This is a genomic window from Epibacterium sp. Ofav1-8 (assembly GCF_022348185.1).
Classification (GTDB): Bacteria; Pseudomonadota; Alphaproteobacteria; order Rhodobacterales; family Rhodobacteraceae; genus Epibacterium.
The window spans coordinates 221,779-246,044 of the sequence record NZ_JAKRFD010000006.1 but is presented as its reverse complement, the minus strand read 5'-3'; the positions used below and the strand labels follow the sequence as shown (position 1 = coordinate 246,044).

The 24,266-nt window shown below is 63.4% G+C and carries 30 protein-coding genes; 9 read left to right on the top strand and 21 right to left on the bottom strand.

Annotated features, from left to right (window positions below; all coding sequences use genetic code 11):
• Positions 1-124: 124 nt before the first annotated feature.
• Positions 125-2,008, bottom strand: a complete 1,884-nt coding sequence (locus MHM97_RS12175; protein ID WP_239322624.1) for a PhoX family protein — start codon at positions 2,006-2,008, stop codon at positions 125-127.
• Between the two features lie 322 nt (positions 2,009-2,330).
• Between MHM97_RS12175 and MHM97_RS12170 the strand changes: the two genes are divergently transcribed.
• Positions 2,331-3,257 (top strand): ricin-type beta-trefoil lectin domain protein, encoded by a 927-nt coding sequence (locus MHM97_RS12170; RefSeq protein WP_239322623.1) that lies wholly within the window; start codon positions 2,331-2,333, stop codon positions 3,255-3,257.
• Between the two features lie 23 nt (positions 3,258-3,280).
• Here the strand turns inward: MHM97_RS12170 and recO are convergent, their stop codons facing one another.
• The 14 genes from recO to folK form a co-directional block, all read right to left on the bottom strand.
• Entirely contained in the window at positions 3,281-4,006 is a 726-nt protein-coding gene (gene recO, locus MHM97_RS12165) for a DNA repair protein RecO (RefSeq protein WP_239322622.1), read from the bottom strand.
• A gap of 3 nt (positions 4,007-4,009) precedes the next feature.
• On the bottom strand, positions 4,010-4,339 hold the full coding sequence (locus tag MHM97_RS12160; protein ID WP_239322621.1) for a DUF1491 family protein: 330 nt from the start codon (positions 4,337-4,339) through the stop codon (positions 4,010-4,012).
• Between the two features lie 211 nt (positions 4,340-4,550).
• The gene (gene era, locus MHM97_RS12155; RefSeq protein ID WP_239322620.1) at positions 4,551-5,456 is read right to left on the bottom strand and encodes a GTPase Era; all 906 of its coding nucleotides are present in this window, start codon (positions 5,454-5,456) and stop codon (positions 4,551-4,553) included.
• Positions 5,453-6,139, bottom strand: a complete 687-nt coding sequence (gene rnc / locus MHM97_RS12150) for a ribonuclease III (protein WP_239322619.1) — start codon at positions 6,137-6,139, stop codon at positions 5,453-5,455. Before rnc ends, era begins: the two co-directional genes overlap by 4 nt.
• Positions 6,140-6,361: 222 nt before the next feature.
• Entirely contained in the window at positions 6,362-7,198 is an 837-nt protein-coding gene (gene lepB / locus MHM97_RS12145) for a signal peptidase I (protein WP_239322618.1), read from the bottom strand.
• A 345-nt stretch (positions 7,199-7,543) separates the two neighbouring features.
• Positions 7,544-7,975: a holo-ACP synthase gene (gene acpS, locus MHM97_RS12140; protein WP_239322617.1), complete on the bottom strand. Its 432-nt coding sequence runs from the start codon at positions 7,973-7,975 to the stop codon at positions 7,544-7,546.
• Positions 7,976-7,994: 19 nt separating this feature from the next.
• A complete protein-coding gene (locus MHM97_RS12135; protein ID WP_239322616.1) occupies positions 7,995-8,624 on the bottom strand; it encodes a LysE family transporter in 630 nt (209 codons plus the stop codon).
• Between the two features lie 23 nt (positions 8,625-8,647).
• A complete protein-coding gene (locus tag MHM97_RS12130; protein ID WP_239322615.1) occupies positions 8,648-9,274 on the bottom strand; it encodes a LysE family translocator in 627 nt (208 codons plus the stop codon).
• Positions 9,275-9,297: 23 nt separating this feature from the next.
• Positions 9,298-9,735 (bottom strand): ABZJ_00895 family protein, encoded by a 438-nt coding sequence (locus tag MHM97_RS12125; protein WP_239322614.1) that lies wholly within the window; start codon positions 9,733-9,735, stop codon positions 9,298-9,300.
• Positions 9,732-10,490 (bottom strand): pyridoxine 5'-phosphate synthase, encoded by a 759-nt coding sequence (locus tag MHM97_RS12120; RefSeq protein ID WP_239322613.1) that lies wholly within the window; start codon positions 10,488-10,490, stop codon positions 9,732-9,734. The genes MHM97_RS12125 and MHM97_RS12120 overlap by 4 nt, the downstream gene beginning before the upstream one ends.
• Positions 10,491-10,664: 174 nt before the next feature.
• A complete protein-coding gene (locus MHM97_RS12115; RefSeq protein ID WP_239322612.1) occupies positions 10,665-11,369 on the bottom strand; it encodes a DUF2062 domain-containing protein in 705 nt (234 codons plus the stop codon).
• Between the two features lie 31 nt (positions 11,370-11,400).
• Positions 11,401-13,533, bottom strand: a complete 2,133-nt coding sequence (locus tag MHM97_RS12110; RefSeq protein WP_239322611.1) for a RelA/SpoT family protein — start codon at positions 13,531-13,533, stop codon at positions 11,401-11,403.
• Between the two features lie 36 nt (positions 13,534-13,569).
• The gene (rpoZ, locus tag MHM97_RS12105; protein WP_005615037.1) at positions 13,570-13,923 is read right to left on the bottom strand and encodes a DNA-directed RNA polymerase subunit omega; all 354 of its coding nucleotides are present in this window, start codon (positions 13,921-13,923) and stop codon (positions 13,570-13,572) included.
• Positions 13,924-14,036: 113 nt separating this feature from the next.
• Positions 14,037-14,606, bottom strand: a complete 570-nt coding sequence (gene folK, locus MHM97_RS12100) for a 2-amino-4-hydroxy-6-hydroxymethyldihydropteridine diphosphokinase (RefSeq protein WP_239322610.1) — start codon at positions 14,604-14,606, stop codon at positions 14,037-14,039.
• Between the two features lie 138 nt (positions 14,607-14,744).
• On the opposite strand from folK, the gene MHM97_RS12095 reads away from it, so the two are divergent.
• The 7 genes from MHM97_RS12095 (at position 14,745) to MHM97_RS12065 (ending at position 19,421) form a co-directional block, all read left to right on the top strand.
• A complete protein-coding gene (locus tag MHM97_RS12095; RefSeq protein ID WP_239322609.1) occupies positions 14,745-15,314 on the top strand; it encodes a LabA-like NYN domain-containing protein in 570 nt (189 codons plus the stop codon).
• Positions 15,315-15,474: 160 nt separating this feature from the next.
• Positions 15,475-16,425 (top strand): 4-hydroxy-3-methylbut-2-enyl diphosphate reductase, encoded by a 951-nt coding sequence (ispH, locus tag MHM97_RS12090; RefSeq protein ID WP_239322608.1) that lies wholly within the window; start codon positions 15,475-15,477, stop codon positions 16,423-16,425.
• A gap of 139 nt (positions 16,426-16,564) precedes the next feature.
• On the top strand, positions 16,565-17,182 hold the full coding sequence (locus MHM97_RS12085; protein ID WP_239322607.1) for a LysE family translocator: 618 nt from the start codon (positions 16,565-16,567) through the stop codon (positions 17,180-17,182).
• Complete coding sequence (locus MHM97_RS12080) at positions 17,182-17,640, top strand: DUF3429 domain-containing protein (protein WP_239322606.1); 459 nt, start codon at positions 17,182-17,184, stop codon at positions 17,638-17,640. Before MHM97_RS12085 ends, MHM97_RS12080 begins: the two co-directional genes overlap by 1 nt.
• Positions 17,637-18,236: a class I SAM-dependent methyltransferase gene (locus tag MHM97_RS12075; protein WP_239322605.1), complete on the top strand. Its 600-nt coding sequence runs from the start codon at positions 17,637-17,639 to the stop codon at positions 18,234-18,236. Before MHM97_RS12080 ends, MHM97_RS12075 begins: the two co-directional genes overlap by 4 nt.
• Positions 18,229-18,702, top strand: coding sequence for a ribonuclease HI (gene rnhA, locus MHM97_RS12070; RefSeq protein ID WP_239322604.1), 474 nt, complete (start codon positions 18,229-18,231; stop codon positions 18,700-18,702). Before MHM97_RS12075 ends, rnhA begins: the two co-directional genes overlap by 8 nt.
• 95 nt (positions 18,703-18,797) lie before the next feature.
• Positions 18,798-19,421 carry a trimeric intracellular cation channel family protein gene (locus MHM97_RS12065; RefSeq protein ID WP_239322603.1) on the top strand — a complete coding sequence of 208 codons (624 nt, stop codon included), beginning with the start codon at positions 18,798-18,800 and terminating at the stop codon, positions 19,419-19,421.
• A 185-nt stretch (positions 19,422-19,606) separates the two neighbouring features.
• Here the strand turns inward: MHM97_RS12065 and MHM97_RS12060 are convergent, their stop codons facing one another.
• The 6 genes from MHM97_RS12060 to def (MHM97_RS12035) form a co-directional block, all read right to left on the bottom strand.
• The gene (locus tag MHM97_RS12060; protein ID WP_239322602.1) at positions 19,607-19,843 is read right to left on the bottom strand and encodes a GlsB/YeaQ/YmgE family stress response membrane protein; all 237 of its coding nucleotides are present in this window, start codon (positions 19,841-19,843) and stop codon (positions 19,607-19,609) included.
• Positions 19,844-19,917: 74 nt separating this feature from the next.
• Positions 19,918-20,154: a hypothetical protein gene (locus tag MHM97_RS12055; protein ID WP_239322601.1), complete on the bottom strand. Its 237-nt coding sequence runs from the start codon at positions 20,152-20,154 to the stop codon at positions 19,918-19,920.
• The gene (gene fmt, locus MHM97_RS12050) at positions 20,151-21,077 is read right to left on the bottom strand and encodes a methionyl-tRNA formyltransferase (protein WP_239322600.1); all 927 of its coding nucleotides are present in this window, start codon (positions 21,075-21,077) and stop codon (positions 20,151-20,153) included. Before fmt ends, MHM97_RS12055 begins: the two co-directional genes overlap by 4 nt.
• A 168-nt stretch (positions 21,078-21,245) precedes the next feature.
• Positions 21,246-21,743, bottom strand: a complete 498-nt coding sequence (gene def / locus MHM97_RS12045) for a peptide deformylase (RefSeq protein ID WP_239322599.1) — start codon at positions 21,741-21,743, stop codon at positions 21,246-21,248.
• A complete protein-coding gene (def, locus tag MHM97_RS12040) occupies positions 21,740-22,249 on the bottom strand; it encodes a peptide deformylase (protein WP_239322598.1) in 510 nt (169 codons plus the stop codon). Before def (MHM97_RS12040) ends, def (MHM97_RS12045) begins: the two co-directional genes overlap by 4 nt.
• Positions 22,246-22,770, bottom strand: a complete 525-nt coding sequence (gene def / locus MHM97_RS12035; RefSeq protein WP_239322597.1) for a peptide deformylase — start codon at positions 22,768-22,770, stop codon at positions 22,246-22,248. Before def (MHM97_RS12035) ends, def (MHM97_RS12040) begins: the two co-directional genes overlap by 4 nt.
• 162 nt (positions 22,771-22,932) lie before the next feature.
• Here def (MHM97_RS12035) and MHM97_RS12030 point away from each other — a divergent pair, with 162 nt between their 5' ends.
• Positions 22,933-24,105: a MalY/PatB family protein gene (locus MHM97_RS12030; RefSeq protein ID WP_239322596.1), complete on the top strand. Its 1,173-nt coding sequence runs from the start codon at positions 22,933-22,935 to the stop codon at positions 24,103-24,105.
• Positions 24,106-24,266 lie beyond the last annotated feature (161 nt).

Here is a 24,266-nt window from a genome sequence, read left to right as displayed (position 1 = left end):
CATATCACCCTGACAGTATTGAATAAAGTCAACGAACGACCCCACAGACGCCCACTGCAACGACGTCAAAGCAAAAGCCCCCTCCATCCGGAGAGGGCTCTGCTTGGTTTGTACGCGCCGAAGCTTAGCCGATCGTGGCGCCGTCTTCGCGCCAGACGGCAACGATGGACGACCGCGGTTTTCCTTCGCCATCGGGCCAGGCACCACCGGGATGCTGGACGCCGACAAAGGCGACTGTCTTGTCGAGCGACCAGCACAGGCCGGTGACTTCGGCGCCGTTCGGCACCGTCATGAAGCGGGCAATTTCACCCGATTCCGGATCGCCGACCAGCATCTGGTTGTTGCCCTGGCCCTCGAACTCGCCTTCGTTGTCATCATCGCCATCGGTCTGGATCCAGAGCATGCCGTCCGAAGAAAACGCCATGCCATCGGGCGAGTTGAACATATTGCCTTCGTTGATGTTGGCAGAACCCGCATAGATGTTGTCATAGACCTTCGGATTGCCCGCCATCACGTAGAGATCCCAGGTAAACCCCGCGCCGGCGTGGTTGTCCTCGGCCGGGGTCCAGCGCACGATCTGACCAAAGTTGTTGGTCTCGCGCGGGTTCGGCCCGTTGACGGAGGTGTCATCGCCGCCGGCATTCGGCTTCACGCCGCGGTTCTTGTTGTTGGTCAGCGCGCAATAGCCTTCGGCCTTGAGCGGGTTGCAGGCGACCCATTCCGGACGGTCCATGGTGGTGCCGCCCACCGCCGATGCCGCCATACGGGTGAAGCAGAGGATCTCTGCCGCCTCCATGCCGGTGGCCTCCGGCGTCAGGGCCAGCCATTCGCCGGTCTGATCGTCGTTGAACTTCGCCACATAAAGCTGACCGTCGTCCAGCAGACCGTCGGTCGGCTCGCCTTCGGCCCAGGTGTTGGTGGACACGTATTTGTAGAGATATTCGCCCCGTTCATCATCGCCCATATAGACCACGATGCGCCCATCGGCGGCGTGGACCATTTCCGCATTCTCATGTTTGAAGCGACCCAGCGCGGTGCGCTTGACAGGCGTGGAGGTCGCGTCGGCGGGGTTGATTTCGGTCACGAACCCATGGCGGTGCGGCTCGTTCGGCTCTTTCGACAGATCATAACGCGCGTCGAATTTCTCGTAGGCGTAGCGCCCCTCACCCCCGATGCCGTAGCGGATGTAGCCTTGGCCCTCGGGCATCTCGCCGGTGGCGCCGAAGTAGCCGTTGAAGTTTTCCTCGCAGGTCAGATAGGTGCCCCAGAGGGTCTTGCCCGAACCGCAGTTGTTCATGGTGCCCTTGACGGTGCGGCCCTCGGGATCGGCATTTGTCTTGACCAGATCGTGCCCAGCCAGGGGACCGGCAAGGGTCATTTCGGTTTCATGGGTGATGCGGCGGTTGTAGGGGCTGTCCTTGACCACCTGATAGCCGCTGTCGCCCTTGGCAATCTCCATGACGGTGACACCCTGCAGGTTCTTCAGCAGCATCACCTCTTCGGCGGTCTGCGGCACACCTTCGGAGGCGGCGGGCAGGTTGATCTTGGGGTTCACATACTCGGAGTTGACGGTGATGATCTCACGCCCGTCGACCTCGAACAGTTCCATGCCGTCGGTGTTCTCACCAAAGACCTTGTCGGACATCTCGGGCGACACGCCGGTGTCGGCGGAATAGGCACCATCGGCGTCAGACCAGAGCGCATCCCCCCAGCGCACCAGAACCTGGGATTTATAGCCTTCGGGCACGTGAACCGCGTGGTCGGTGGCGATGTCGATCGGTTTGAACGCAAATTTTGCATGTCCCTCCGCGCGCGATGCGGTGGTGGAGGACATCAGCCCGGTGCCAAAGACCGCCGCACCGGACCCAAAGGCCAGCGCACCGCCAAGGAACCCGCGACGCGACACCGCGCGTTCGACCACGGCATCGAACTCATTCGACGCCGGGCGCGGATCGCGGTGTTCGTCAAAATCGTCCCAGGAGAGATCGAGGAGCGTCTTATCAACCATGTTCATTCCTTCCTTGCTGATAACCACCTTGGTGGCGTGTGCTGGGAAAGACCGCGGGCAGCGGCGGTCCCATTGTGAATCGCCGGCACTATCTTTGCCCGAGGTATCAACACTGTGACGGTTTCCGCATCGCGGCTGGCGCGATTGTCCCGAGGGCGGTCCCTGACGGCAAAAACCCGCGCATTGGCCCGCGCAGAGGAGAGGATTACCTCTTCGTCCGCTTCGCGCCCATAAACCACCTCAGGTTGTTCGCGACCCGCATTAAAGACTCCTTAGATTGTTTGTCTGCCTAATCGTGCAACCATAAAAGGAGTATTGGTTCGTGTTTGATCTTTTCCATCCCATCCCCCGGCTCTGCCGCTTCCTCTGTGTTGTCGCGTTCTCCCTACCTGCGACATCGGTCATGGCGCAGGACAGCACCTCACCGACCGGCGTCATGGTGATCAATGCCCCCGACGACGACAGCCGGGTCTGCCTCGGCGTCAAGACCCAGCCACCCGTGGCCGGTACCGCCGTTGTCGGCGTCGCCTGCGACAGCGACGCGCCGCGCTGGCATGTGTCTGAAACCACCGCCACGCCGCAGCGCATCGTCTTCGGCACCCCCGGGCAGCAGGATCAATGCCTCGACGTGGATACCGCGCATCCCGGCCAAGGCACCAAGGTGCAGGTCTGGAACTGTGTCGGCAGCACCGATACCAACCAGCTTTTCACCTGGACGGGACAGGGGGCGCTGACGCTGGCATCCAACCAGTGGTGCATCCAGAGCGATCTGCAAATCGGCGATCAGGCGGAAATCGCCGCCTGCGGTGCGGAGGATGATGTCACCCTCTTCGCGCCGGTGCCGATCGACCTGGAACCGTTCCAGAGCGGCACCAGCGGCGGTCACCTGGCGGTCTTCATCCAGGGCGCGCAGACCTCGGGCTATACCCAGCGGCTGTCGTTGTTCGGTGACGGGCTGAACTACGTGCAAAAAGACAGCGCAGGCGGCGCAGCGGGATCGCAATATGCGCTGGACCACGTCACCATCTCCACCACCGAAGGGGTGCCGGAACAGCTGACCTATTTCGGCAATGTGCAATACTACGACAACGATGTCTGGCAGCGGTCGCCCATCGTGGTGGCCACCCAGCAGATGGATGTGGCCGCAAACGGGCTGGCGACCATGCTGGCCTCCAACGACGGCGGCTCGGATGCGGATAACAACGATACGATGGTGTTGTTCTCGGTCTGGCGCAACACCACCGACTGAGCGTCAGGCGGCCCGAGGCGTCGCTAGACGCGCCGGGCCAGAACGTCAAGGAACCGCCCCCGCGCCTGCGGCAGGGGGCGGTTCCCCAGCGCCGGGGCCAGTTTAGTCTCGAGAAAGTAGCCGGTGGTGCCGAGCGCGGTCACGATCTCGCTATCCGCCGCCGCGCCCTGCCCCAGCATCACCGGCGGCAGCGGCAGCAGCCGATCGGCCCAGTCCCCCGCCCCGGCGGCAGACACGGCGCGGCCAGTCTTGGGGGAGACATACGCCAGCCCCTCGGTCGCGCCGGTCACCGCGCAGGCGGTCAGATCAAGGCCATAGCCCAGCTCCTCGAGCAGGCCCAGTTCCCAGCGCAGATAACCCAGTGGCCAGAGGTCGGCATTGTCGAGCAGCTGCAGCAGCGCCTCGCTGCGCCGGTAGAGATCCGGATGTGGTTCGCGATCCGGCAGCGCAAAGGCCAGCAGCGCGCAGACCGCATTGAGCCCGGCCAGCGCCAGCCGCCCCGACATCGCCAGCGCCGCGCGGCTGCGCAGGGGTTCGGCCTTGTAAGTGCCGAGGTGATCTTCGAGCCGCGCCGACCAACCGAGATCCAGTTGCGCCCCCGGTTGCAGATGCGGGGCCATCTTGCGGCTGGCGCCGCCCCGCACAAGCCCTGCATGCCGCCCGTGATGTTCGGTAAAGACCTCGATCAGGGCGGAGGATTCGCCATGCCGGCGCACCGTCAGCAGAATGCCGTGATCGCGCCAGTCCATCGCCTAGTCCAGCCCCGGCTCATCCAGCAGGTGGCGCCCTGCGCGGTCTTCGACCTCGATCACCCAGAGGTCGCTGTCGAACTGGCGCTGCCGGGCGATGGAGGCCTCGGCCTCGGCATCCGCGCCTGCGGTCAGTTCGACCCATTTGCGGTCTCCCGTCATCAGGTCAAACGAACGCTGATAGACCCGGGCCTGCCCGTCGAGCGTGTTGAGCTTGACCAGCACCGCACCGGCAGTGTCATCGCCATGGGCGGTGACAAAGGCGGGGATGTCCTGAAACCGCAAGCGGGCCAGGTAGGCATCAACCCAGAAACGGGCGGTAAGGCGGGGCATGGGCGCTCCTGCTGCAATGGCGGCCTGCGGGGCATCCCATGGGCGCCTCCGGCGGGAGTATTTAGGGAAAGATTACGGCACGGCGCAAGTGCCGCAGAAGGCGCGCCGGACGCAGCGGGGGAGCCTCCGGCGGGGATATTTTGGAGAAGATGAAGATGCTCTCGTGATCGCCACGGGGTGCGGCGGCGCGATGTCAGAGGCCGGGGCGGCGTCAGTTGCCGTCCTTGAATTCCAGGCCCATTTCCGAATAGCGCTCGGATTCCTCGAGCCAGTTCGGGCGCACCTTGACCTGCAAGAAGAGGTGGATCTTGCGATCCAGAAACTCTTCCAACTCGGCGCGCGCGGCTTGGCCCACTGCCTTGATCGTCTCACCCCGTTTGCCCAGAACGATGCCCTTGTGACCGTCGCGCACCACATAGACCACCTGATCGATGCGGGCGGAACCATCTTTGCGCTCTTCCCATTTTTCGGTCTCGACGGTGAGCTGATAGGGCAGTTCCTGATGCAGGCGCAGGGTCAGCTTTTCCCGGGTCATTTCCGCCGCGATCATCCGCAGAGGCAGATCGGCGATCTGATCCTCGGGATAGAGCCAGGGGCTTTCGGGAAGTTCCGCTGCCAGCCAGCTGCGCAGATCGTCGGTGCCGTAGCCCTTTTCCGCCGAGATCATGAATGTCTCGGCAAAGGGGAACCGGTCGTTCAGGTCCTTGGTGAGGCCAAGGAGCACATCGGACTGTACCCGATCAATCTTGTTGATCGCCAGGGCCACGCGGCGGTCTTGTGCGACTTCGCCGAGGTTTTCGATGATACGCTCAACGCCTTCGGTGACACCGCGATGGGCCTCGATGAGCAGCACGATCACATCCGCATCCGCGGCCCCGCCCCAGGCGGCCGCGACCATGGCGCGGTCAAGCCGGCGGCGCGGCTGGAACAGACCGGGAGTGTCGACAAACACCAGCTGGCTGTCGCCTTCCATGGCCACGCCGCGGATGCGGGCGCGGGTGGTCTGCACCTTGTGGGTCACGATGGACACCTTCGCCCCCACCATGCGGTTCAGGAGCGTGGATTTGCCGGCGTTGGGCTCGCCGATGAGGGCGATGAAGCCTGCGCGTGTGGTCATGTCTCTTGCTCCAGTTTGGCCAGCAGGGCCTTGGCGGCAGCCTGTTCCGCAAGGCGTTTGGATCCTGCGGTGGCCTGTTCTTCGGTGCCATCCTCGAGCCGGGCGGCGATCGTAAAGATGGGTTCGTGATCGGGGCCTGTCCGGGCAACAAGCACATAGGCCGGAGGCGGCTGGCGGCGGGCCTGGACAAATTCCTGGAGCGCGGTCTTGGGGTCGCGCGCGTCGTCCTCGACGGTGCCGATCCGCTTGCCCCAGAGACGCAGGATAACACTCTGCGCCGCCTCGAAGCCCGCGTCCTTGTAGATCGCGGCGATCACCGCCTCCATCGCGTCCCCCAGCAGCGCCTGTTTGCGCCGCCCGCCCGAGAGCATCTCTGAACGGCCCAATTTCAGAACCGCACCGATATCGATCTGACGGGCGACATCGGCGCAGGTTTCCTTGCGCACCAGCGCGTTGAACCGCGGGGCCAGCTGGCCTTCGGTGGCCTGTTTGTCATGCTCCAGCAAAGCGGTCGCCATCACCAGCCCCAAAACCCGGTCGCCGAGGAATTCCAGACGCTGGTTGTCCTGGCGGGTGGGCGACGACACGGAGGGATGCGTCAGCGCGCGCAACAGCAGCTCCGGGCTGGCAAAACGGTAGCCAAGCCGGTCCTGAAAAGCGAGCATATCGCGGGAAAGCTTCACGTGTGGTCCTCGAACAACGGTGGGGCACGCTGGCCCCGGTGGATTTGTTCCATATCCCACCACCGCGAAAGAGGAAAGCACCCCGCGCGGGATCCTGCCTTGCGTTTGCGGTAAAATCACCCCGGTCACGCTTGGCACGACCAACCCGGAGCGCCCCGCAACGCAAAGAGCCGCAGGCGGGGATGCCTGCGGCTCTCGCCAGGAACGATAGGACGGGAAAGATCAGTAGATCCCTTTGAAGAAGCGGTCCCCGCGCCAGGTCCAGAAGAACAACATCGACCGACCGGCAGAAGAGAACATGATCCGGTCGGCGCGCCCGATCAGGTTTTCATAGGGCACATAGCCGACACCGCCCACGGCCTGCGGCACGCGACTGTCGGCAGAGTTGTCCCGATTGTCCCCCATGAAGAAGTAATGGCCATCGGGGACGTGATAGATGCCGGTATTGTCACTGCCCTGCATGCCGATATTGATCACGGCATGGGACGTGCCACCCGGCAGGGTCTCGATCCGGCGTGATTTCTCGCAGGTGCCGCCCTGCCCGACCGGATCGTTTTCGCAGCGGGGAAAGGTCCCCTGCGGCCCCTGGCGTTCCATGGTTTCTTCGAACACGCCATCATCCATCAGCCCGACGGCGGTGCCATTGATGTGCAGCACCCCGTCTTTCATTTGCAGCTTGTCTCCCGGCAGCCCGACCAGGCGCTTGATGTAGTCGGTGCCATTCACGGGGTGGCGAAAGACGACCACATCGCCCCGCTCCGGCGTGCCGCCGAGGATCCGGTTGTTGTCGCCATCAAGAAAGCCGCAGATGTCCTTGGCATCGATATTGACCCCGATCGCCCCGAGGCGGATCGAGGGGCAGGACGCGTAAGAGTATCCATAGGCCATCTTGTTGACGAAGAGAAAATCGCCGACCAGCAGCGTTTCCTTCATCGAGCCGGACGGGATCCAGAAAGGTTGAAAGAACAGGGTGCGGAAGACACCGGCAATCAGCAGCGCATAGACAATGGTCTTGATCGTCTCGACGATTGAATTCCCAGCAGTGGTTTTCGACGCCATCAGGCTCTCCGGTCGTTTGTGGGCGGGTCCGGGCGTACATGCGGGGCCGCCCGCCGCAAGTCAAGCGGTGGCGTTGGCACGGGCATGATGTGGCGCAGCAAGGGACGCGGCGTCGCAACGCAAGGCTGGTGCCGCCAGCGGGCAATATGGGCTCCGCGCAGCCGCGGTCTCTCCGGGCACCGATCCGGTTGCGGCCACCGGCAACGTCGACAGGCGGGGTGCTTGGGCTGGCCCGTTGGTCTTGATCGGGCGGGCGCCGCACCGCAGGTGCGGCGCCCGCCCCCCGCGCGATGCGCGTGGCGCAGCGCAACCCCTCTCTGCACCGGTGGCGTAATGCATCTGGGGTTAAAGGTGATCCGGAGATTGCGTCGACCCGGCCGCCACCGGGCGCGCTTCGATCAGCACGATCGCCTGGGCCCAGGGATGGTCGTCGGTCAGCGTCACATGGATGACCGCTTCATGCCCCGGCGGTGTGATCTCGGCCAGCCGCGCTTCCGCCCAGCCGCTCAACTGCATCACCGGCTGGCCGCTGCGCAGGTTCGACACCGCCATGTCCTTCCAGGCAATTCCCATCCGTAGCCCGGTGCCCAGCGCCTTGGAACAGGCCTCCTTGGCGGCCCAGCGTTTGGCATAGGTGCCAGCCACATCGCGACGGCGTTCCGATTTGGCCTGCTCCACATCGGTAAAAACACGATTGCGAAACCGGTCGCCAAACCGGTCCAGCGTCCGCTGGATACGGTCGATATTGGCCAGGTCGGTGCCAATCCCCAAAATCATGCGCGCATCCTGTGAGACATCACAAGGCCAACCGCAACGTCAGGATCTTGAGGCTCGCGGCACCAAACAGGAGCCCGAAGGCCAGTTCAAACCCACGACGCGTGCGGGCATAGGCACGACCGATCACGGCAACCGAAAACAGCAACGCATAGCCGACAAACACCATCGCGGAGACACAGATCAGCAGGCCATAAAGCTGCCAGACCGCCGCCGCCGGCGCCCCGGGCGCCAGTGCAATGGCATAGATCGCGCCCCAGGCGAGAACGGCCTTCGGGTTGGTCAGATGCAGCAGCAGCCCCTTGACAAAAAGCACCCCATCCGCCGCCGGAGGCGCCCGCCGTGCCTGCCCCCGCCAGGCCGCGCGCAGCGACTTTACCGCCAGATAGAACAGATAGGCCGCCCCCGCGTAGCGGATGACCTCGAACATCCAGACATTGGCCCGCATGATCGCTGCAAAGCCAAGCGCCGCGACCAACCCCCAAAGTGCCGACCCGCTCAGCACCCCCAGCGCCAGCACCACGGCAGCCCGCCGCCCCTGGGCCATGGCAGTGCCGGAAATGGTCAGCGTCGCCGGTCCGGGGCTGCCGCCTGCCAGCACCCAGCCCAGGACAACAGTCGCAAGCGGCAACAGAAAATGTGACGTCTCCATCCTTACGCTCCTTTGCAGCGATTTCAGCGATCCAGGATCGCGCGCAACAGGCCCAGCCCGGCGATAGCAAACAGCCCCGCCACCGCCCACTCGATCCAGCCGCGCATCCGATCATAGGCGCGCATGGCGGGTCTGGTGGAAAACACCACCGCCCAGAGCAGGTAGTTGACCACTCCGAGACCCATGCAGAGCAGCGCCGCCAACAACATCGGCCCCAGACCGTCCTCTGCTTCAAGCCCCATCGAAAGCGCCGCCATCCAGGCAAACACCGCTTTGGGATTGGAGAGGTTCAAGATCAGCCCGCGGCGAAACCGGCTGCGCCCCGAGACAGGCAGAACCGGTGGCGTGACCCGTGTCGCGGATCGGGCCGCATCCATCGCCAACCACAGCAGATACGCCGCACCGAACAGTTTCAGCACCACCAGCGCGCCTTCGAACCGGCTCAACAGGGTTCCAAGTCCCGCCACCGCCGCCAGCCCCCAGGCAGACAGCCCCAACGCCAGTCCAAGCGCCATGCGCAGTCCCGCCCTGCGCCCCTCGGACATCGCCACCGCCGCGCAGGCCAGATTGGCCGGGCCTGGCGAGGCCGTGACCACAAGGAACGCCAGCGCGATCAGGCCAAAGGACGCTGCGGGTGTCTCAAGGATCATTTGCCGTTTCGCCCCCTCCTTATCTAGCTCCGGTCACCCTTCCGGCTTGCGGCCTTAAGCGCAGATTTTGCGCCACTCGCCAGAAACAGACGCATCAGGAAGAACGACACCAGCGTCTGAAACAGGATCGCCAAAAGTAGCAGCACCGCCCCGTTCGGCTGGCGCAGCATATAGGCGATCTCCGGCACCGCGATGCTGAAGACCGCAGCCGACATCATGGTGAGACCCAGAACAATGACCGAGGCCCGCCGCGCAAAGCGCCACATCTCCGGGCTTTCGGGCAGGCGGTTTTCGGCGCGGGCGAAGGACTGCCCTTCGACAAGCGCCGCCACCATCGCCGGGATAATCGCCATGCCAGAATTGCTGATATCGAACCGGGCGATCGCCTGCACCAGAAGGACGATCACCAGCATTCCGACAATGGTCGCCAGATAGACGACGGCAAACCGACCCAGCTTCATTGCGCAGCGCCCTCCCGGGCCAGATCCATCAGGCGGCGCATCTCCTGCACGGCCGGTGTGAGGCCGCGAAAGATCGCCTCGCCGATCAGGAAATGCCCGATGTTCAACTCCATCACCTCCGGGAAAGCCGCCACCGGCTGCACGGTCTCATAAGTCAGACCATGCCCCGCGTGCACCTCGAGACCGAGGGAATGCGCAAAGCTGGCCATCTCCCGCAGCGCTTCCAGCTCCGCATCGCGGGCAGCCAGATTGCCCTCGGCGTGATGGTCGCAATAGGCGCCGGTGTGCAGTTCGATCACCTCCGCGCCGATGCGATGGGCAGCCTCGATCTGTTTGCGGTCCGCAGCGATAAAGATCGACACGCGACACCCCGCATCGCGCAGCGGAGCAATGAAATGCGCCAGCCTGTTTTCCTCGCGCGCCACCTCAAGCCCGCCCTCGGTGGTGCGCTCCTCGCGCTTTTCCGGCACGATGCAGACGGCATGCGGTTTGTGGCGCAGCGCGATCTTCTGCATCTCGTCGGTCGCCGCCATTTCAAAATTCAGCGGAACCGAGAGCGCCTCCATCAGACCATCGATGTCCGCATCGGTGATGTGGCGGCGATCTTCGCGCAGATGCGCGGTAATCCCGTCCGCACCCGCCTCTTCTGCCAGCTTGGCGGCACGGATCGGATTCGGGTAGGCACCACCGCGGGCATTGCGCACCGTGGCCACGTGATCGATATTGACGCCGAGGCGCAGGGAAGTCTTGGACATGAGAGAAGCTCTTTGTCGTTTCTGTCTTTGAGCGCGAGCCTAGCGGGCCGCGGCGCAGAGGCAAGGCGCAAGGCGGCAAGTGATACAATTCTCCGTCACCCCCGCTGACCCGTCGCGCGGGCCACGCAGCCGTCCCGCAGGGGCACGCAGGTCGCGCTTGGGTGACGCGCCCCTTTAGTCCGGACGCAGAACACGCGACGTGCGGCCGGGCGGCTTGGTCCCGCTGGGGGCATGCGGGCTGTTGACCGCTTCCAGTTCGGCGCGTTTCTTGATCGCCTCGAACTTGGCCTTGATCTTGCGGCGGCGGCGATGCTGATAGGTGCGAATGACCGGCACCGACAGGATATAGCCAATGGTACCCACGACGATCCCCGGGATGACCCCGCCGATCATATAAGGATAAAAGACCTCGTCATAGAAAATCTCCAACCCCGACCAATCTGTCGGCATGCCGGTGGCAATGGCATAGACGTTGTACCAAAGGTCCGACCCGGCGGCGAGGAACTTGTCGGTGAGCGTGGCATCCACCTCGGCAACCGGCTGGCTGCCCAACACCCAGTGGCCGGTCTGGAGCGAAATCACCCCGATCGGCACATAAGTCAGCGGATTGCCAAAAAAGGTTGCCGAAAGCGCGGCCAGCAGGTTGCCGTTCATCAACCGCGATAGCACCGCGGCGACAATGAAGTGGACCCCGTAAAACGGCGTGAACGTGGTGAAAAGCCCCGCCCAGATCCCGCGCGCGATGCGTTCCGGGCTGTCTGGCAGCCGGCGAATCCGGTGTTTGACATACAGGAATGCCCGGCCCCAGCCCCCACGGGGCCAGAGAAACTCCGCAACCGCCCTCAGCGGCGGGCGTCTGTCTCGGCGCCTGAATACCAAAGGATCGTCCCTGTGCTTGCTGCCAAAGAGGCTAGATCGGACGGTGTTGCGTTCCAGGCTGTTCCCGGTAGCGCGCGACCGCAGCGACGTCGCTTTCAGCTTCCAATGTCAATATCAACGAGTGCAACTGTTCCACATCACGCAATTCCACATTGATCATCAAGCGGTAAAAGTCGGGTTTCCGGTCAACGAATTCAAGATTGGAGATATTGGCCTTTTTTTCACCGATCAGCGTGCAGATGCGGCCCAGGACACCGGCATCGTTGCCGATCGTCAGTTCCAGCGTGGTGCTGTAGACCGCCGGATGGGTGCCGGAATGCCAATGCACATCCACCCAGCGCTCCATCTGGTCCTCGAATTCTCCGAGGCGGTCACAATCGGCCGTATGCACCACCACACCATGCCCGCGCGAGGTGATCCCGATGATCCGCTCGCCCGGCAGCGGTTCGCAGCAGGAGGCGCGCTCGAACTTCTGTCCCGGCTCCAGCCCGATGACCGCGCGGCGGGGGGAGACCTCCTCGCCTTCCTTGTCGGTGAGTTCGGGATAGACCGACTGTACCACATCATGGGCGGTGATCACCGCCGCGCCAAGTCGAGCGAGCAATTCGGTCACATCGCTCACCCGCAGGGCGCGGGCGGCGGTTTCCAGCGCCTTGTCGGTGGCTTTCTTGTTTACATGCTCAAAGGCGGAACGGGCCAGTTCATGCCCGAGTTTCACAAAGCGTTCGCGGTCCGCCTCGCGCAGGGCCCGGCGAATGGCGGTACGGGCCTTGCCGGTGGTGGCGATTTCCAGCCAGCTGACCTGTGGCGTCTGACCTTCGGCGGTGATGACCTCGACCGACTGCCCGTTGCGCAGTCGCGTCCACAGCGGCACGCGGATGCCATCGACCTTGGCGCCCACGCAGGCATGGCCGATGCGGGTGTGGATGGCATAGGCAAAATCGATCGGTGTTGCGCCCTTGGGCAGCTTGATCACGTCGCCCTTGGGCGTGAAGCAGAACACCTGATCCGAATACATCTCCAGCTTGACCGCTTCGAGAAATTCGTCGTGATCGTCCTCGCCGTCGAATTGTTCGGTCAGCGAGGCGATCCACTTGGCCGGATCGACGGCAAAGGGGTTCTCGGTACGCACGCCGTCGCGATAGGACCAATGCGCGGCCACGCCCGACTCGGCCACGTCATGCATCTGGCGGGTGCGGATCTGCACCTCCACCCGCTTGCCATCACGCCCCGACACCGTGGTGTGGATCGAGCGATAGCCGTTGGATTTCGGCTGACTGATGTAGTCCTTGAACCGCCCCGGCACCGCGCGCCAGCGCTGGTGGATGGTGCCGAGGGTGCGATAGCAGTCCTCTTCGGATCGGGTAATGACCCGGAACCCGTAGATATCAGAAAGGCGGGAAAAGCCCTGGTCCTTTTCCTGCATCTTGCGCCAGATCGAATAGGGTTTCTTAGCGCGGCCAAAGACCTCCGCCTCGATACCGGCCTTTTCCAGCTCGCCGCGCATGTCGCCGGTAATCCGGTGGATCACATCGCCGGTTTCGCGCTGCAGGGTGACAAAGCGGCGGATGATCGACTGGCGACCTTCGGGGTTCAGCACCTTGAAGGCCAGATCTTCGAGCTCCTCGCGCATCCACTGCATGCCCATGCGGCCCGCCAGCGGCGCGTAGATATCCATAGTCTCGCGCGCCTTCTGGGCCTGTTTCTCGGGCCGCATGGCGCGGATGGTGCGCATGTTGTGCAGACGGTCGGCGAGCTTCACCAGAATGACCCGCAGGTCCTTCGACATCGCCATGAACAGCTTGCGGAAGTTTTCCGCCTGTTTGGTCTCGCGCGAGGACAGTTGCAAGTTGGTCAGCTTGGTGACCCCATCCACCAACATCGCCACCTCCTCGCCAAAGCGCGAGGAGACCTCTTCATAAGAGGCCTTGGTGTCTTCGATGGTGTCGTGAAGCAGCGCGGTGATAATGGTCGCATCATCCAGCCGCTGTTCCGTCAGGATCGCGGCCACCGCTACGGGATGCGTAAAATAGGGTTCTCCCGAATGCCGGAACTGCCCCTCGTGCATGTCCTCGCCAAAGGCATAGGCATCACGCAGGCGTTGTTCATTTGCCTTCGGGTTGTAGTCGCGGACCAGGGAAATCAGGTCATCAGCAGATGTCATTGCCGGTCCGCAACCTCTCGTTTCATGCAGCCCGGATCAGCCTTGACCCTGAGCCTCCATCAGGGCCCGCAGGAGCTTTTCTTCGCTCATGTCGTCTTCTTGCGGCTTGTCGGCTTCGCCACCCATCAGAAGCGCCATGGAATCCTCTTCCGGCTCGTCCACCTCGATCTGAGACTGGTTGCTCTCGATCAGGCGTTCGCGCAGGGCGTCGGCGCTCTGGGTTTCCTCGGCGATCTCGCGCAGGGAGACGACCGGGTTCTTGTCGTTGTCGCGGTCCACAGTGAGTTCGGCACCGGCAGAGATCTCACGCGCACGATGCGCGGCCAGCATCACCAGCTCAAATCGGTTGGGAACCTTGTCAACGCAGTCTTCGACCGTCACGCGGGCCATGGGCGACTCTCCAATACAGTTCTGGGTCCAGAAGACGTGCTTCTATGATGAATCACCGGACTTGACAAGTCGACAGAGTTCACAATTGCAGGAAAACCTCGCGTGATTGCCCGCTAGAGCGCCTGCACCTCGGCCAGATCCGCCGCATCACAGTCCGCCAGCATCTGCCCGACGCTGCGGTTCAGGATCGGATGCACCCAGTCGCGCGCCACATCCGCCAGCGGTACCAGCACAAAGGCGCGGTCCTGTATCCTCGGATGCGGCAGGACCAGCTGATCCGGAGCCTCCTGGCGCTGACGCTCTGCTGGCAAGGTCCGCCAGGTCTCGTAGGTCTGCACATCCGGCAGAATCCGTTGCTCTGCCGCCAGCAGGTCCAGGTCCAGGGTCCGCATGCCCCATCTCTGCGTCCGGGTGCGTTGAAACTGTGCCTCAATTTTGTGCAATCGCGACAGAACCTCCGCCGGTGAGAGGCTTGCACGGAGTTCAACCGCCGCGTTGACATAGTCGGGCCCCGCTCCGGCCGGGAAACACGGGGTGCGATAGAAGTTCGAAATTGCAATAACTTGCAGCCCCGCCGGGGCGAATTCCGCCAGGCAAGCCTGTACAGTCTCCAGCGGTGTGGTGCCCGCGTTCTGCAGGTTGCTGCCGAGTGCAACCAGAAATGACGACCGGATTTCGGCCATGCTTGACCCCAATTCCATAAGAGCTAACACTTGCGGGGAGTGCCAAATAACCTAAATTAAGTCCACCCGCAGGATCGGCATTTATTTCACTCACTCACGGACATCCGGTCCCTGCGACACCAGAAGGACACATTTAAAATGTTTTACAAGGACGAACGGCTCGCGCTGTTCATAGATGGCTCGAATTTATATGCCTCTGCCAAGGCATTGGGATTTGACATCGACTACAAGCTTCTGCGCCAGGAATTCATGCGGCGCGGCAAGCTTGTTCGGGCCTTCTACTACACCGCGTTGCTGGAAAACGACGAGTATTCACCGATTCGCCCGCTTGTGGACTGGCTCCATTACAACGGGTTCACCATGGTGACCAAACCCGCCAAGGAATACACCGACAGCATGGGCCGTCGCAAAGTCAAAGGCAACATGGATATTGAACTGACCGTCGATGCCATGGAACTGGCACCGCGCGTCGATCATATCGTGCTGTTTTCCGGCGACGGGGACTTCCGCCCTCTGATCGCCAGCCTGCAACGTCAGGGCGTCCGGGTTTCGGTCGTCTCGACAATCCGCAGCCAGCCGCCAATGATCTCCGACGAGTTGCGCCGTCAGGCCGACAATTTCATCGAGCTTGAAGAGCTGCGCGAAGTCATCGGCCGACCACCGCGCGAAGTTCCGAGCGAGACACGCTCTGCCTCGACAGGCAGCTGAGCCCTTCACAACCACTCACATGGAAAGCACCCGGCCCCCAACCGCCGGGTGTTTTCTTTTGGGCGCTTGCGATGCCGCTGGCACTGGACCTCGCAGGCCACAGGCCTTACCTCTGGGGCACATCCTGCCTGTCCTCCGCCTGCCCCGGGAACGTCGATCCATGACCGAGAAACCACCCCTGACCCTCTATCTTGCCGCGCCGCGCGGGTTTTGCGCCGGCGTCGACCGGGCCATCAAGATCGTAGAGATGGCGCTGGAGAAATGGGGCGCGCCGGTTTTTGTGCGTCACGAGATCGTGCACAACAAATTCGTTGTCGACGAACTGCGGGCCAAGGGCGCGGTGTTTGTCGAGGAACTGGAAGAATGCCCCGATGACCGGCCGGTGATCTTTTCCGCACATGGTGTCCCGAAGTCCGTCCCTGCCGCCGCGCAGGCCCGCGAGATGGTCTTTGTCGATGCCACCTGCCCGCTGGTCTCCAAGGTCCATATCGAGGCGCAGCGCCATGCCGAGGCGGGCTTGCAGATGATCATGATCGGTCACAAGGGCCACCCGGAAACCATCGGCACCATGGGCCAGCTGCCCGAGGGCGAAGTTCTGCTGGTCGAGACCGTCGAGGATGTGGCCCACGTCGATGTGCGCGATCCGGAGCGTCTCGCTTTTGTCACCCAGACCACCCTGTCGGTCGATGACACCAAGGACATCGTCGCCGCCCTACAGGAGCGGTTTCCCGCCATCATCGGCCCGCACAAAGAAGACATCTGCTACGCCACCACCAACCGTCAGGAGGCGGTGAAGGCGGTGGCGCCGAAATCCGACGCCCTCCTGGTGGTGGGGGCGCCGAATTCCTCCAATTCCCGGCGCCTGGTCGAAGTGGGGGCGAAGGCCGGCTGCACCTATGCGCAGTTGGTACAACGCGCTGAAAACATCGACTGGCGCGCGCTCGACGGCATTCGCTCCATTGCCATCACCGCCGGGGCTTCGGCACCGGAGTTGCTGGTCAACGAGGTCATCGACGCCTTCCGCAGCCGCTATGAGGTCACCGTGGAACTGGTGGAAACGGCGGTGGAAAACGTGGAATTCAAGGTCCCACGCGCCCTGCGCACCGCCTGATCCCACTGTGTGATCAGGCTGCGTGATCCGGCTCTGCACGACCGCAATCGTCGCAAAGGCTTGCGATCCGGGGCGCTGCGACTACCTTGAGGAGGCATTTGTTCTTGCCGCCTCATTCGCATCATAAGGAACCGGTTCATTGATTTCCCTGCAATTCCTGCTGACGGCCTTTGTTGTCGTTCTCGCACCGGGCACCGGTGTCATCTACACGCTGGCGCTTGGTCTTGGTCGCGGGCGACGGGCGGCGATCTGGGCCGCCTTTGGATGCACCATCGGCATCCTGCCCCACCTGGCGGCGGCCACCCTCGGACTGGCGGCGGTGCTGCATTCCTCGGCACTTCTGTTTCAGGGCGTGAAGATCGCGGGCGTGCTCTACCTCCTGTATCTCGCTTGGCAAATGCTGAAATCCGATGGCGCGCTGTCGGTTTCCGCCGCCAAACCCGACCCGCAGCCGGGGATCAAGATCGCCCAGCGCGGCGCGCTCATCAACATCCTGAACCCGAAGCTCTCGGTCTTTTTCCTGGCGTTGATGCCGCCGTTCCTGAGCGGTAACGCAGCCAGCACAACCCAGGAGATGGTCAGCCTCGGCGCGGTCTTCATGGCGATGACCTTCGCGGTGTTTGTCCTCTATGGCCTGTTCGCCGCCCAGGCCCGCAGCCTGATCCTTGGGTCGGACCGGGTGGTCAAATGGCTGAACCGCAGCTTTGCCGCCATTTTTGGCGCTCTGGCCATACGCCTGGCGATGGAGCGCGCCTGATGCTGCGCGGCATTCCAACCGCACCGCTGGTCCTTGGGCTGGCCGGGGTGATCCCCTTTGTCTGGGGCGCGTTGACGCTGCTGATCCCCTCCCTGCAAAGCTGGGGCAGCAGCGCCCTCGGCCCGCGGTTTGTCGGCCCCTATGTGCAGCTTTTCTATGGCTCGGTCATCCTCAGCTTCATGTCCGGCGTGCTTTGGGGCTATGCCACCCGCGCCTCGGGTCGCCTGCAATCGGCGGCCTGCTACGCCCTGTCGGTGATCCCGGCACTCTGGGCGTTTTTCATGACCGGCGGCGGGCCGGTCAGTGCGGGCATGAACCTGATCTGGGGGTTTCTCGGCCTGCTGCTGCTGGACATGATGTTCAGCCTCTGGCGGCTGACGCCGGGCTGGTGGATGCGGTTGCGCGTGCTCCTGACCGCCATTGTCGTCCTGTCCCTGTCCGTCGGAGTATTCCTATGAGCGATGAAGAAACCATGGCCGTCTATGCAAAGGCCGCCGAAGACTATGCCAAGGGATTTGCCCGCGCCAAGGACACCGACCACGAACAGGATTACGGCGCCTTTGTCGCCGGGCTGCCCGCGGGCGGCACTGTCCTGGATCTAGGCTGCGGCCCGGGCCATTGGGCGGCGCGATTTCGCGATGATGGCTATCGGGTGGCGGCGGTGGATGCCTCGCCCGAGATGGCAGCCTATGCGCTCGCCACCTACGGGGTCGAGGTCAGCGTGGCCGAGTTCGAGGACATCGCCGTCGAAGGTGTGTTCGATGGCATCTGGGCCTTCTTCAGCCTTCTGCATGCCCCGCGGGACGATTTCCCCACCCACCTGATGCGCCTGCGCCGTGCCCTCAAGCCCGGTGGCCGCCTGGCCCTTGGCATGAAGCTGGGCGAAGGCGAAGGTCGTGATGACCTGGGGCGGTTCTACGCCTATTATCGTGAGGAGGAACTGCGGGATATTCTGGAGTTCTTCGGCTTTACCATCGTCAACGTGTCGCGCGGAAATGGCCAAGGATTGGCTGGCGCCGAGGAGACCTTTGTCGTACTGACCGCCCATGCCTGATTTGTTTGCCTATACCGACGGAGCCTGCTCCGGAAATCCCGGCCCCGGCGGCTGGGGCGCCCTGTTGCGTGCCATGGACGGCGAGACCGTCGTCAAGGAACGCGAACTGAAGGGCGGCGAGAAAGAAACCACCAACAACCGGATGGAGCTGCTGGCCGCGATCCATGCGCTGGAAAGCCTCGCCCGGCCGTCAAAGATCACCGTGGTGACCGACTCAGCCTATGTTAAGAACGGCGTCACCGGCTGGATCTTCGGCTGGAAGAAGAACGGCTGGAAAACGGCGGCCAAAAAGCCGGTGAAGAACGTGGAACTGTGGCAGCGCCTCGATGCGGCACAGGCGCGCCATGATGTCACCTGGGAATGGGTCAAGGGCCATGCGGGCCACCCGGAAAACGAACGTGCGGATGAACTGGCCCGCGCGGGCATGGCGCCGTTCAAATCCTCCGGCAAGGCGCCTGCGGGATAGCGATCACGCTGCGCGGGCCAGAGCCTGCACTGTGATCGACCGCAACGCAGCCTTCCGGGGCATTTGCGCCACACCGTCACACAGGGGATCACCGCATGAGCTTTCTGACCCTTCTCGATTACGCATCGGTCATTGTGTTCGCGGCCTCCGGGGCGATGGTTGCCAGCCGCGCGCAACTGGACATCGTCGGCTTTGCCTTCATCGCCTGCCTGACCGCCGTGGGTGGCGGCACCGTGCGCGATGTGCTGCTTGATCGGCATCCGGTCTTCTGGGTCGGCGATCCGATGCCCATCCTGCTGGCCTCCGGCGTTGCCGTTCTGGTGTTCTTCACCGCCCACCTGGTTGAAAGCCGCCTGCGCTGGGTGATCTGGCTCGACACCTTTGCCCTGGCGATCGCGGTGCCGGCCGGCACCGGGGCGGCGATGGAGCTGGGCCATGGTCCGGTGATCGTGGTGTTGATGGGCATGGCAACCGGCAGCCTCGGCGGACTGTTGCGCGATGTGGTCTGCAACGAGCTTCCACTGGTGTTGAAACAGGGAGAGCTCTACATCTCCTGCGCCATGGCCGGGGCGATCGTGGCGGTGACGCTGATCTGGCTCGGGCTGGCACCAGGCTCCGCCCTGATCGGATGCGCTGCGGTGACCTGGGCAACCCGCGCCGGATCCCTGGCCTTCGGGTGGCATCTGCCCGTTTACAAACCCCGGCCGCCGCGCCGATAGCGCACCCCTGCCCGTGTCGCACCGCAGCCCCGTCGCAACCGCAGCAGCAAACGGGACACAGGCCCTCGAGGCCCCAAGCGCGGCGGCGCGCCCGCAAGGGCGCGCCGCCGCGCTGGTCGTTTCGGGCAAAGCCCGAAGCGAAACACCTTACCGCCGGAGCAGAGGCGTCCCCCGCATCCGGGGCCTCACCTGTTCTGAATTTTCTGCCACAGATAGATCAACGCAAGCGCGCCCAACACGGCCCCCACCAACCCGGCAAGCAGCCCCATGACCGCCAGCAGGGTGCGCAGCACCAGCCCCCCGATCAGGGCTCCCGCCATGCCGATGCAAATCGTGGTGATGACATCCGTCTCGATCCGCATGATGCGCGTGGCGAGGAACCCTGCCGCCGCGCCGATGATAATCAGGAAAACAACCGACATTCTTCTGCCTTTCTTTCCGGCCCGTCTTTGACCGTCTGAAGGGAGCCAGCCTGGACAGCAGGCCCCGAATACAGTCAACGCCGCCAGTGAAACGGCACGATGATCAGCGCCCCGACCGACGACAACACGGCATTCCAGCCCGGCGCGTGAAAGCCGATGCCGAACATCAGCCGCAGAAAGAAGAACAGGAATGCTCCGCCAACACAAATGATGATCGACTGGATGATCCCGTTGTGGGTGAACCCGCTGCGTTCCGCCGCATAGCCAACGATCCCCGCGATCACCACTGTTCCAAACAGGGCCAGCATCATGCCTCCTCCTCCTTCGACCCCAGCCGCGCCCCGATGGCAATCGGGAACCCGCGCAGGAAGGTCTCCCGGTCCTGCACCCCCTTCCCGGCCCGCTGGAGGCGCAGCAGTTCCACCGCTCCATCGCCGCATGCCACGGTCAGGGTTTCATCCAGCACCGTGCCGGGGGCCCCGCTGCCCGGCGCGACCCGCGAGGCCAGCACCTTGATCCGCTGTCCCTCCACCTCGCACCACGCCCCGGGAAAGGGCGACAGCCCGCGAATCTTGCGATCCACCTCGATGGCCGGCGCATGCCAGTCGATCCGCGCCTCGGCCTTGTCGATCTTGGTTGCATAGGTGACGCCCTGATCCGGCTGCGCCTCCGGCACCAGATCCGGCAGGGCCGAGAGCGCGTTGACGATCAATCCCGCCCCGATTTCGGACAGCCGGTCATGCAGCTCAGAGGTCAGCTCCGAAGCGCCGATCTCCGTTTCCTGACGCAGCAGGACAGGCCCGGTGTCGAGACCCGCCTCCATCTGCATGATGCAGATGCCTGTGCACGCATCGCCCGCCATGATGGCGCGATGGATGGGCGCGGCCCCGCGCCAGCGCGGCAGCAGGCTGGCGTGGATATTGAGACACCCGAACCGGGGCGCATCAAGAACGGGCTGCGGCAGGATCAGCCCATAGGCCACCACCACGGCCACATCCGCATCAAGCGCGGCAAATGCCGCCTGCTCTTCCGCTCCCCTCAGGGAAACCGGATGGCGCACCTCCAGGCCCAGCTCGATGGCGCGCGCATGCACCGGTGTCGGACGGTCCTTCTTGCCGCGGCCGGCCGGGCGCGGGGGTTGGCAATAGACAGCAGCGATCTCGTGACCGGCATCGACCAGCGCCTCCAGCACCGGCACCGAAAACTCCGGTGTTCCCATAAAGATAACCCGCATGACCCTGCCCTTTCGCCCCGTTTGTTCGCTACTGGCAACAGGCTTAGCGCAGGTGATCAAGCGGGACCAGAGCGGACGCGCATGCGCGCGCCAGTCTCAGCCTGCCCCTGCCGGGCAGGCCGGGTCGCTGAACGAAACCCTCTGACACGAACGCGGACCCGAGGCGGTTCAGCGCGCCAGTTTGCGGGCCTTCTTGATCAGCATGTCGCGCTTCATCCGGGACAGGTGGTCAAAATACATCTTGCCGTTCAGGTGATCGATCTGGTGCTGCACCGACGTGGCCTCGATCCCGACAAAATCGCGACGGTCCACCACCCCGTTTTCATTGAGAAACCGCACGGTGACCGCACGCGGGCGCGTGATCCGGGCTGACACGCCAGGCAGGTTGGGACTGGCTTCGTCATGCTCGCGCAGCTCGATCGACGCGTGCAATATCTCAGGATTGGCCAGCCGCACCGCGCGTCCCCGCTCGGAGGAGCCATCCACCACCGCCAGCCGCAACATCACCCCGATCTGGGGCGCGGCGAGCCCGACCCCGGGCATCGCCTCCATCGTGTCGATCATGTCGTCCCAGATGGCGCGGATCTCATCGGTGATCTCCGACACCTCTTCTGCGGCAGTGCGCAAGCGCTTGTCGGGCCAGGGCAGGCACGGGCGAATGGTCATGGCAAAACCTCCTTTTGCGCGCAATAGCGAGCTTCGACGGCGTCACGGTCCGCAGCCGACAAATGATCAAAGGTCACGCGACCGTCGAGGTGATCGTATTCGTGCTGGATGCAGCGCGCCGCAAACCCGTCGAAGTCACCTTCTAAGCTCTCGCCCTGGGCGTTCTGCCAGCGGACACGGATCTGCATGGGGCGAATCACCTCCGCCAGGACTCCGGGGATCGAGAGACACCCTTCCTCTCCCGGCGCGACGTCTTGCGAACGCCAGAGGATTTCCGGGTTCACCATTACAACCGGGTTGCACGCGCCCGTCTTCCAGTCCACATCCATCACGAACAGGCGCTTCAGGACGCCCACCTGCGGCGCGGCAAGGCCGCGCCCCGGCGCGTCATACATCGTCTCCAGCATGTCCGCGATCAATGTGGAGAGGTCCTCATCCGCCTGAACCGGGGCGCAGACTGTCGCCAGGCGCGGATCGGGCCACCGGACGATGGGCAGCAGGCTCATCCGTTGCCACGAGCGCGTTCGCGCTTCAGCTTCTGCATCTTGCGCGTGATCATCTGACGCTTCAGCGGCTTCAGATAATCGATGAACAGCTTACCATCGAGGTGATCGATCTCATGCTGCACGCAGGTGGCCCAAAGCCCGTCGAAAGTCTCGCTCCGGAGGTTGCCGTCGCGGTCGAGCCATTCCACATCCACCACCCGGGGCCGAGTGACTTCGGCGTATTGCTCGGGGATTGAGAGGCAGCCTTCCTCGTAGACATTGGTCTCGTCCGACGCAGCAATGACGCGCGGGTTGAACATCACAAGCGGGCGCGCATCGCCTTCGCCTTCCTTGACGCAATCCAGGACGATCAGGCGATCCAGCACGCCGATCTGCGGCGCGGCAAGACCGATTCCCGGCGCGGCATACATGGTTTCCAGCATGTCGTCCGCCAATTGGCGTAGATCGTCAGAGAGATCGGGCACTTCGGCGGCGGTCTTTTTCAGACGCGGGTCGGGATGGATCAGGATCGGGCGTTTCATGGCCCATCGCTTTAGGACAATCCCCGCAGCGCCGCAACGGCTCATGTCCGTTCCTGCGGTCGGCGGGGTGCTGCCCTGTGTTTGTACCAGCACATTGGAGGGGCTTTGCAGCGCTCGCGTGATCCCCTAGCCTCCCGCCAAACATGACGGAGACAGAGTTTCATGGATTTCGACAAGATCATTGACCGCCGCAACACCCATTCCATCAAATGGGACATGATGGAGCCCCTCTATGGTGTGTCCCCCGAGGACGGTCTGGCGATGTGGGTAGCGGATACCGATTTTGCGGTGCCGGATGTGGTGTCGGCGCGGATGCGGGCGATGGCCGATCACGGCATCTATGGCTACGTGAACTGCGAATCCGAGTACAAGGGGGCGATTCAGTGGTGGATGGAGAACCGCCACGGCTGGCACGTCGATGCCGATGCGATCTTTACCACCACCGGGCTGGTGAACGGTGTCGGCATGTGTCTGGACACCTTCACCAATGAAGGCGACGGCATCGTGCTGTTCACCCCGGTCTACCACGCCTTTGCCAAGGTGATCCGCCTTGCCGGGCGTGAGGTGGTGGAATGCCAGATGGTGCAGGAAGACGGCGCCTACAAGATGGACTTTGCCGCCTATGACGCGCAGATGACCGGCAAGGAAAGGATGGTGATCCTGTGTTCGCCACACAACCCAGGCGGGCGCGTCTGGACGCAGGAGGAATTGCAGGGTGTTGCCGACTTCTGCAAGCGCCACGACCTGATGCTGATCTCCGACGAAATCCACCACGACCTGGTGTTTGAGGGCCATACCCACATCCCGATGGCAGTGGCCGCCCCCGACATTGCAGATCGGCTGATCATGCTGACTGCGCCGTCGAAGACATTCAACTTTGCCGGCCTGCACACCGGCCAGGTGATCATCCAGGACGAGACCCTGCGCGAGCGTTTCCGTCGGCGCATGCTGGCAATCTACCTGCAAGGCAACACCGCTGGCGAATTTGCCACCATGGCCGCCTACTCGCCCGAGGGGGCGTCCTATGTCGCGGAGCTGGTGCCCTATTTGGCGGCCAACAAGGCCCTGTTTGACGAGGCGGTGAATGCGATCCCCGGCCTGAGTTCTATGGAACTGCAATCCACCTATCTGGCCTGGGTCGACTTCTCCGGCACCGGTATGGAGCGGGAGGAATTCACCCGCCGGGTGGAACAGGTGGCCAAGATTGCCGTCAACCACGGAACCACATTCGGCACCGGCGGCGAGAGTTTCCTGCGCTTCAACCTCGGCACCCAGCGTGTTCGGGTAGAAGAAGCGTGCGAGCGACTGGCAAAGGCCTTTGCCGATTTGCAGTGACGCTCACCGGGCGGGTGACCATCGGGAGAAACGGCTCCACGGCAGTCACCCGCTTTGGATGGATGCTGAGGCTGGGCGACAGTTCGACGGCGTTTATGCCATTGGGGCGATCACCCGAAAGACTGACCAGGGTCGCCGACGGGATTGCCGATCTTCAGTTA

Bases quoted from the DNA above. Each gene is read 5' to 3' on its own strand.
- MHM97_RS12095 (WP_239322609.1), top strand. From the start codon at position 14,745: ATGTTTTACAAGGACGAACGGCTCGCGCTGTTCATAGATGGCTCGAAT.
- rnhA (WP_239322604.1), top strand. From the start codon at position 18,229: ATGCCTGATTTGTTTGCCTATACCGACGGAGCCTGCTCCGGAAATCCC.
- MHM97_RS12175 (WP_239322624.1), bottom strand. From the start codon at position 2,008: ATGGTTGATAAGACGCTCCTCGATCTCTCCTGGGACGATTTTGACGAA.
- ispH (WP_239322608.1), top strand. From the start codon at position 15,475: ATGACCGAGAAACCACCCCTGACCCTCTATCTTGCCGCGCCGCGCGGG.
- recO (WP_239322622.1), bottom strand. From the start codon at position 4,006: ATGGACTGGCGCGATCACGGCATTCTGCTGACGGTGCGCCGGCATGGC.
- fmt (WP_239322600.1), bottom strand. From the start codon at position 21,077: ATGCGGGTTATCTTTATGGGAACACCGGAGTTTTCGGTGCCGGTGCTG.
- folK (WP_239322610.1), bottom strand. From the start codon at position 14,606: ATGGCCGAAATCCGGTCGTCATTTCTGGTTGCACTCGGCAGCAACCTG.
- lepB (WP_239322618.1), bottom strand. From the start codon at position 7,198: ATGGCGTCGAAAACCACTGCTGGGAATTCAATCGTCGAGACGATCAAG.
- MHM97_RS12030 (WP_239322596.1), top strand. From the start codon at position 22,933: ATGGATTTCGACAAGATCATTGACCGCCGCAACACCCATTCCATCAAA.
- MHM97_RS12055 (WP_239322601.1), bottom strand. From the start codon at position 20,154: ATGATGCTGGCCCTGTTTGGAACAGTGGTGATCGCGGGGATCGTTGGC.
- MHM97_RS12065 (WP_239322603.1), top strand. From the start codon at position 18,798: ATGAGCTTTCTGACCCTTCTCGATTACGCATCGGTCATTGTGTTCGCG.
- MHM97_RS12130 (WP_239322615.1), bottom strand. From the start codon at position 9,274: ATGATCCTTGAGACACCCGCAGCGTCCTTTGGCCTGATCGCGCTGGCG.
- MHM97_RS12080 (WP_239322606.1), top strand. From the start codon at position 17,182: ATGCTGCGCGGCATTCCAACCGCACCGCTGGTCCTTGGGCTGGCCGGG.
- MHM97_RS12120 (WP_239322613.1), bottom strand. From the start codon at position 10,490: ATGTCCAAGACTTCCCTGCGCCTCGGCGTCAATATCGATCACGTGGCC.
- era (WP_239322620.1), bottom strand. From the start codon at position 5,456: ATGACCACACGCGCAGGCTTCATCGCCCTCATCGGCGAGCCCAACGCC.
- MHM97_RS12060 (WP_239322602.1), bottom strand. From the start codon at position 19,843: ATGTCGGTTGTTTTCCTGATTATCATCGGCGCGGCGGCAGGGTTCCTC.
- def (WP_239322599.1), bottom strand. From the start codon at position 21,743: ATGACCATTCGCCCGTGCCTGCCCTGGCCCGACAAGCGCTTGCGCACT.
- def (WP_239322597.1), bottom strand. From the start codon at position 22,770: ATGAAACGCCCGATCCTGATCCATCCCGACCCGCGTCTGAAAAAGACC.
- MHM97_RS12075 (WP_239322605.1), top strand. From the start codon at position 17,637: ATGAGCGATGAAGAAACCATGGCCGTCTATGCAAAGGCCGCCGAAGAC.
- MHM97_RS12135 (WP_239322616.1), bottom strand. From the start codon at position 8,624: ATGGAGACGTCACATTTTCTGTTGCCGCTTGCGACTGTTGTCCTGGGC.
- MHM97_RS12110 (WP_239322611.1), bottom strand. From the start codon at position 13,533: ATGACATCTGCTGATGACCTGATTTCCCTGGTCCGCGACTACAACCCG.
- rpoZ (WP_005615037.1), bottom strand. From the start codon at position 13,923: ATGGCCCGCGTGACGGTCGAAGACTGCGTTGACAAGGTTCCCAACCGA.
- MHM97_RS12125 (WP_239322614.1), bottom strand. From the start codon at position 9,735: ATGAAGCTGGGTCGGTTTGCCGTCGTCTATCTGGCGACCATTGTCGGA.
- def (WP_239322598.1), bottom strand. From the start codon at position 22,249: ATGAGCCTGCTGCCCATCGTCCGGTGGCCCGATCCGCGCCTGGCGACA.
- MHM97_RS12160 (WP_239322621.1), bottom strand. From the start codon at position 4,339: ATGCCCCGCCTTACCGCCCGTTTCTGGGTTGATGCCTACCTGGCCCGC.
- acpS (WP_239322617.1), bottom strand. From the start codon at position 7,975: ATGATTTTGGGGATTGGCACCGACCTGGCCAATATCGACCGTATCCAG.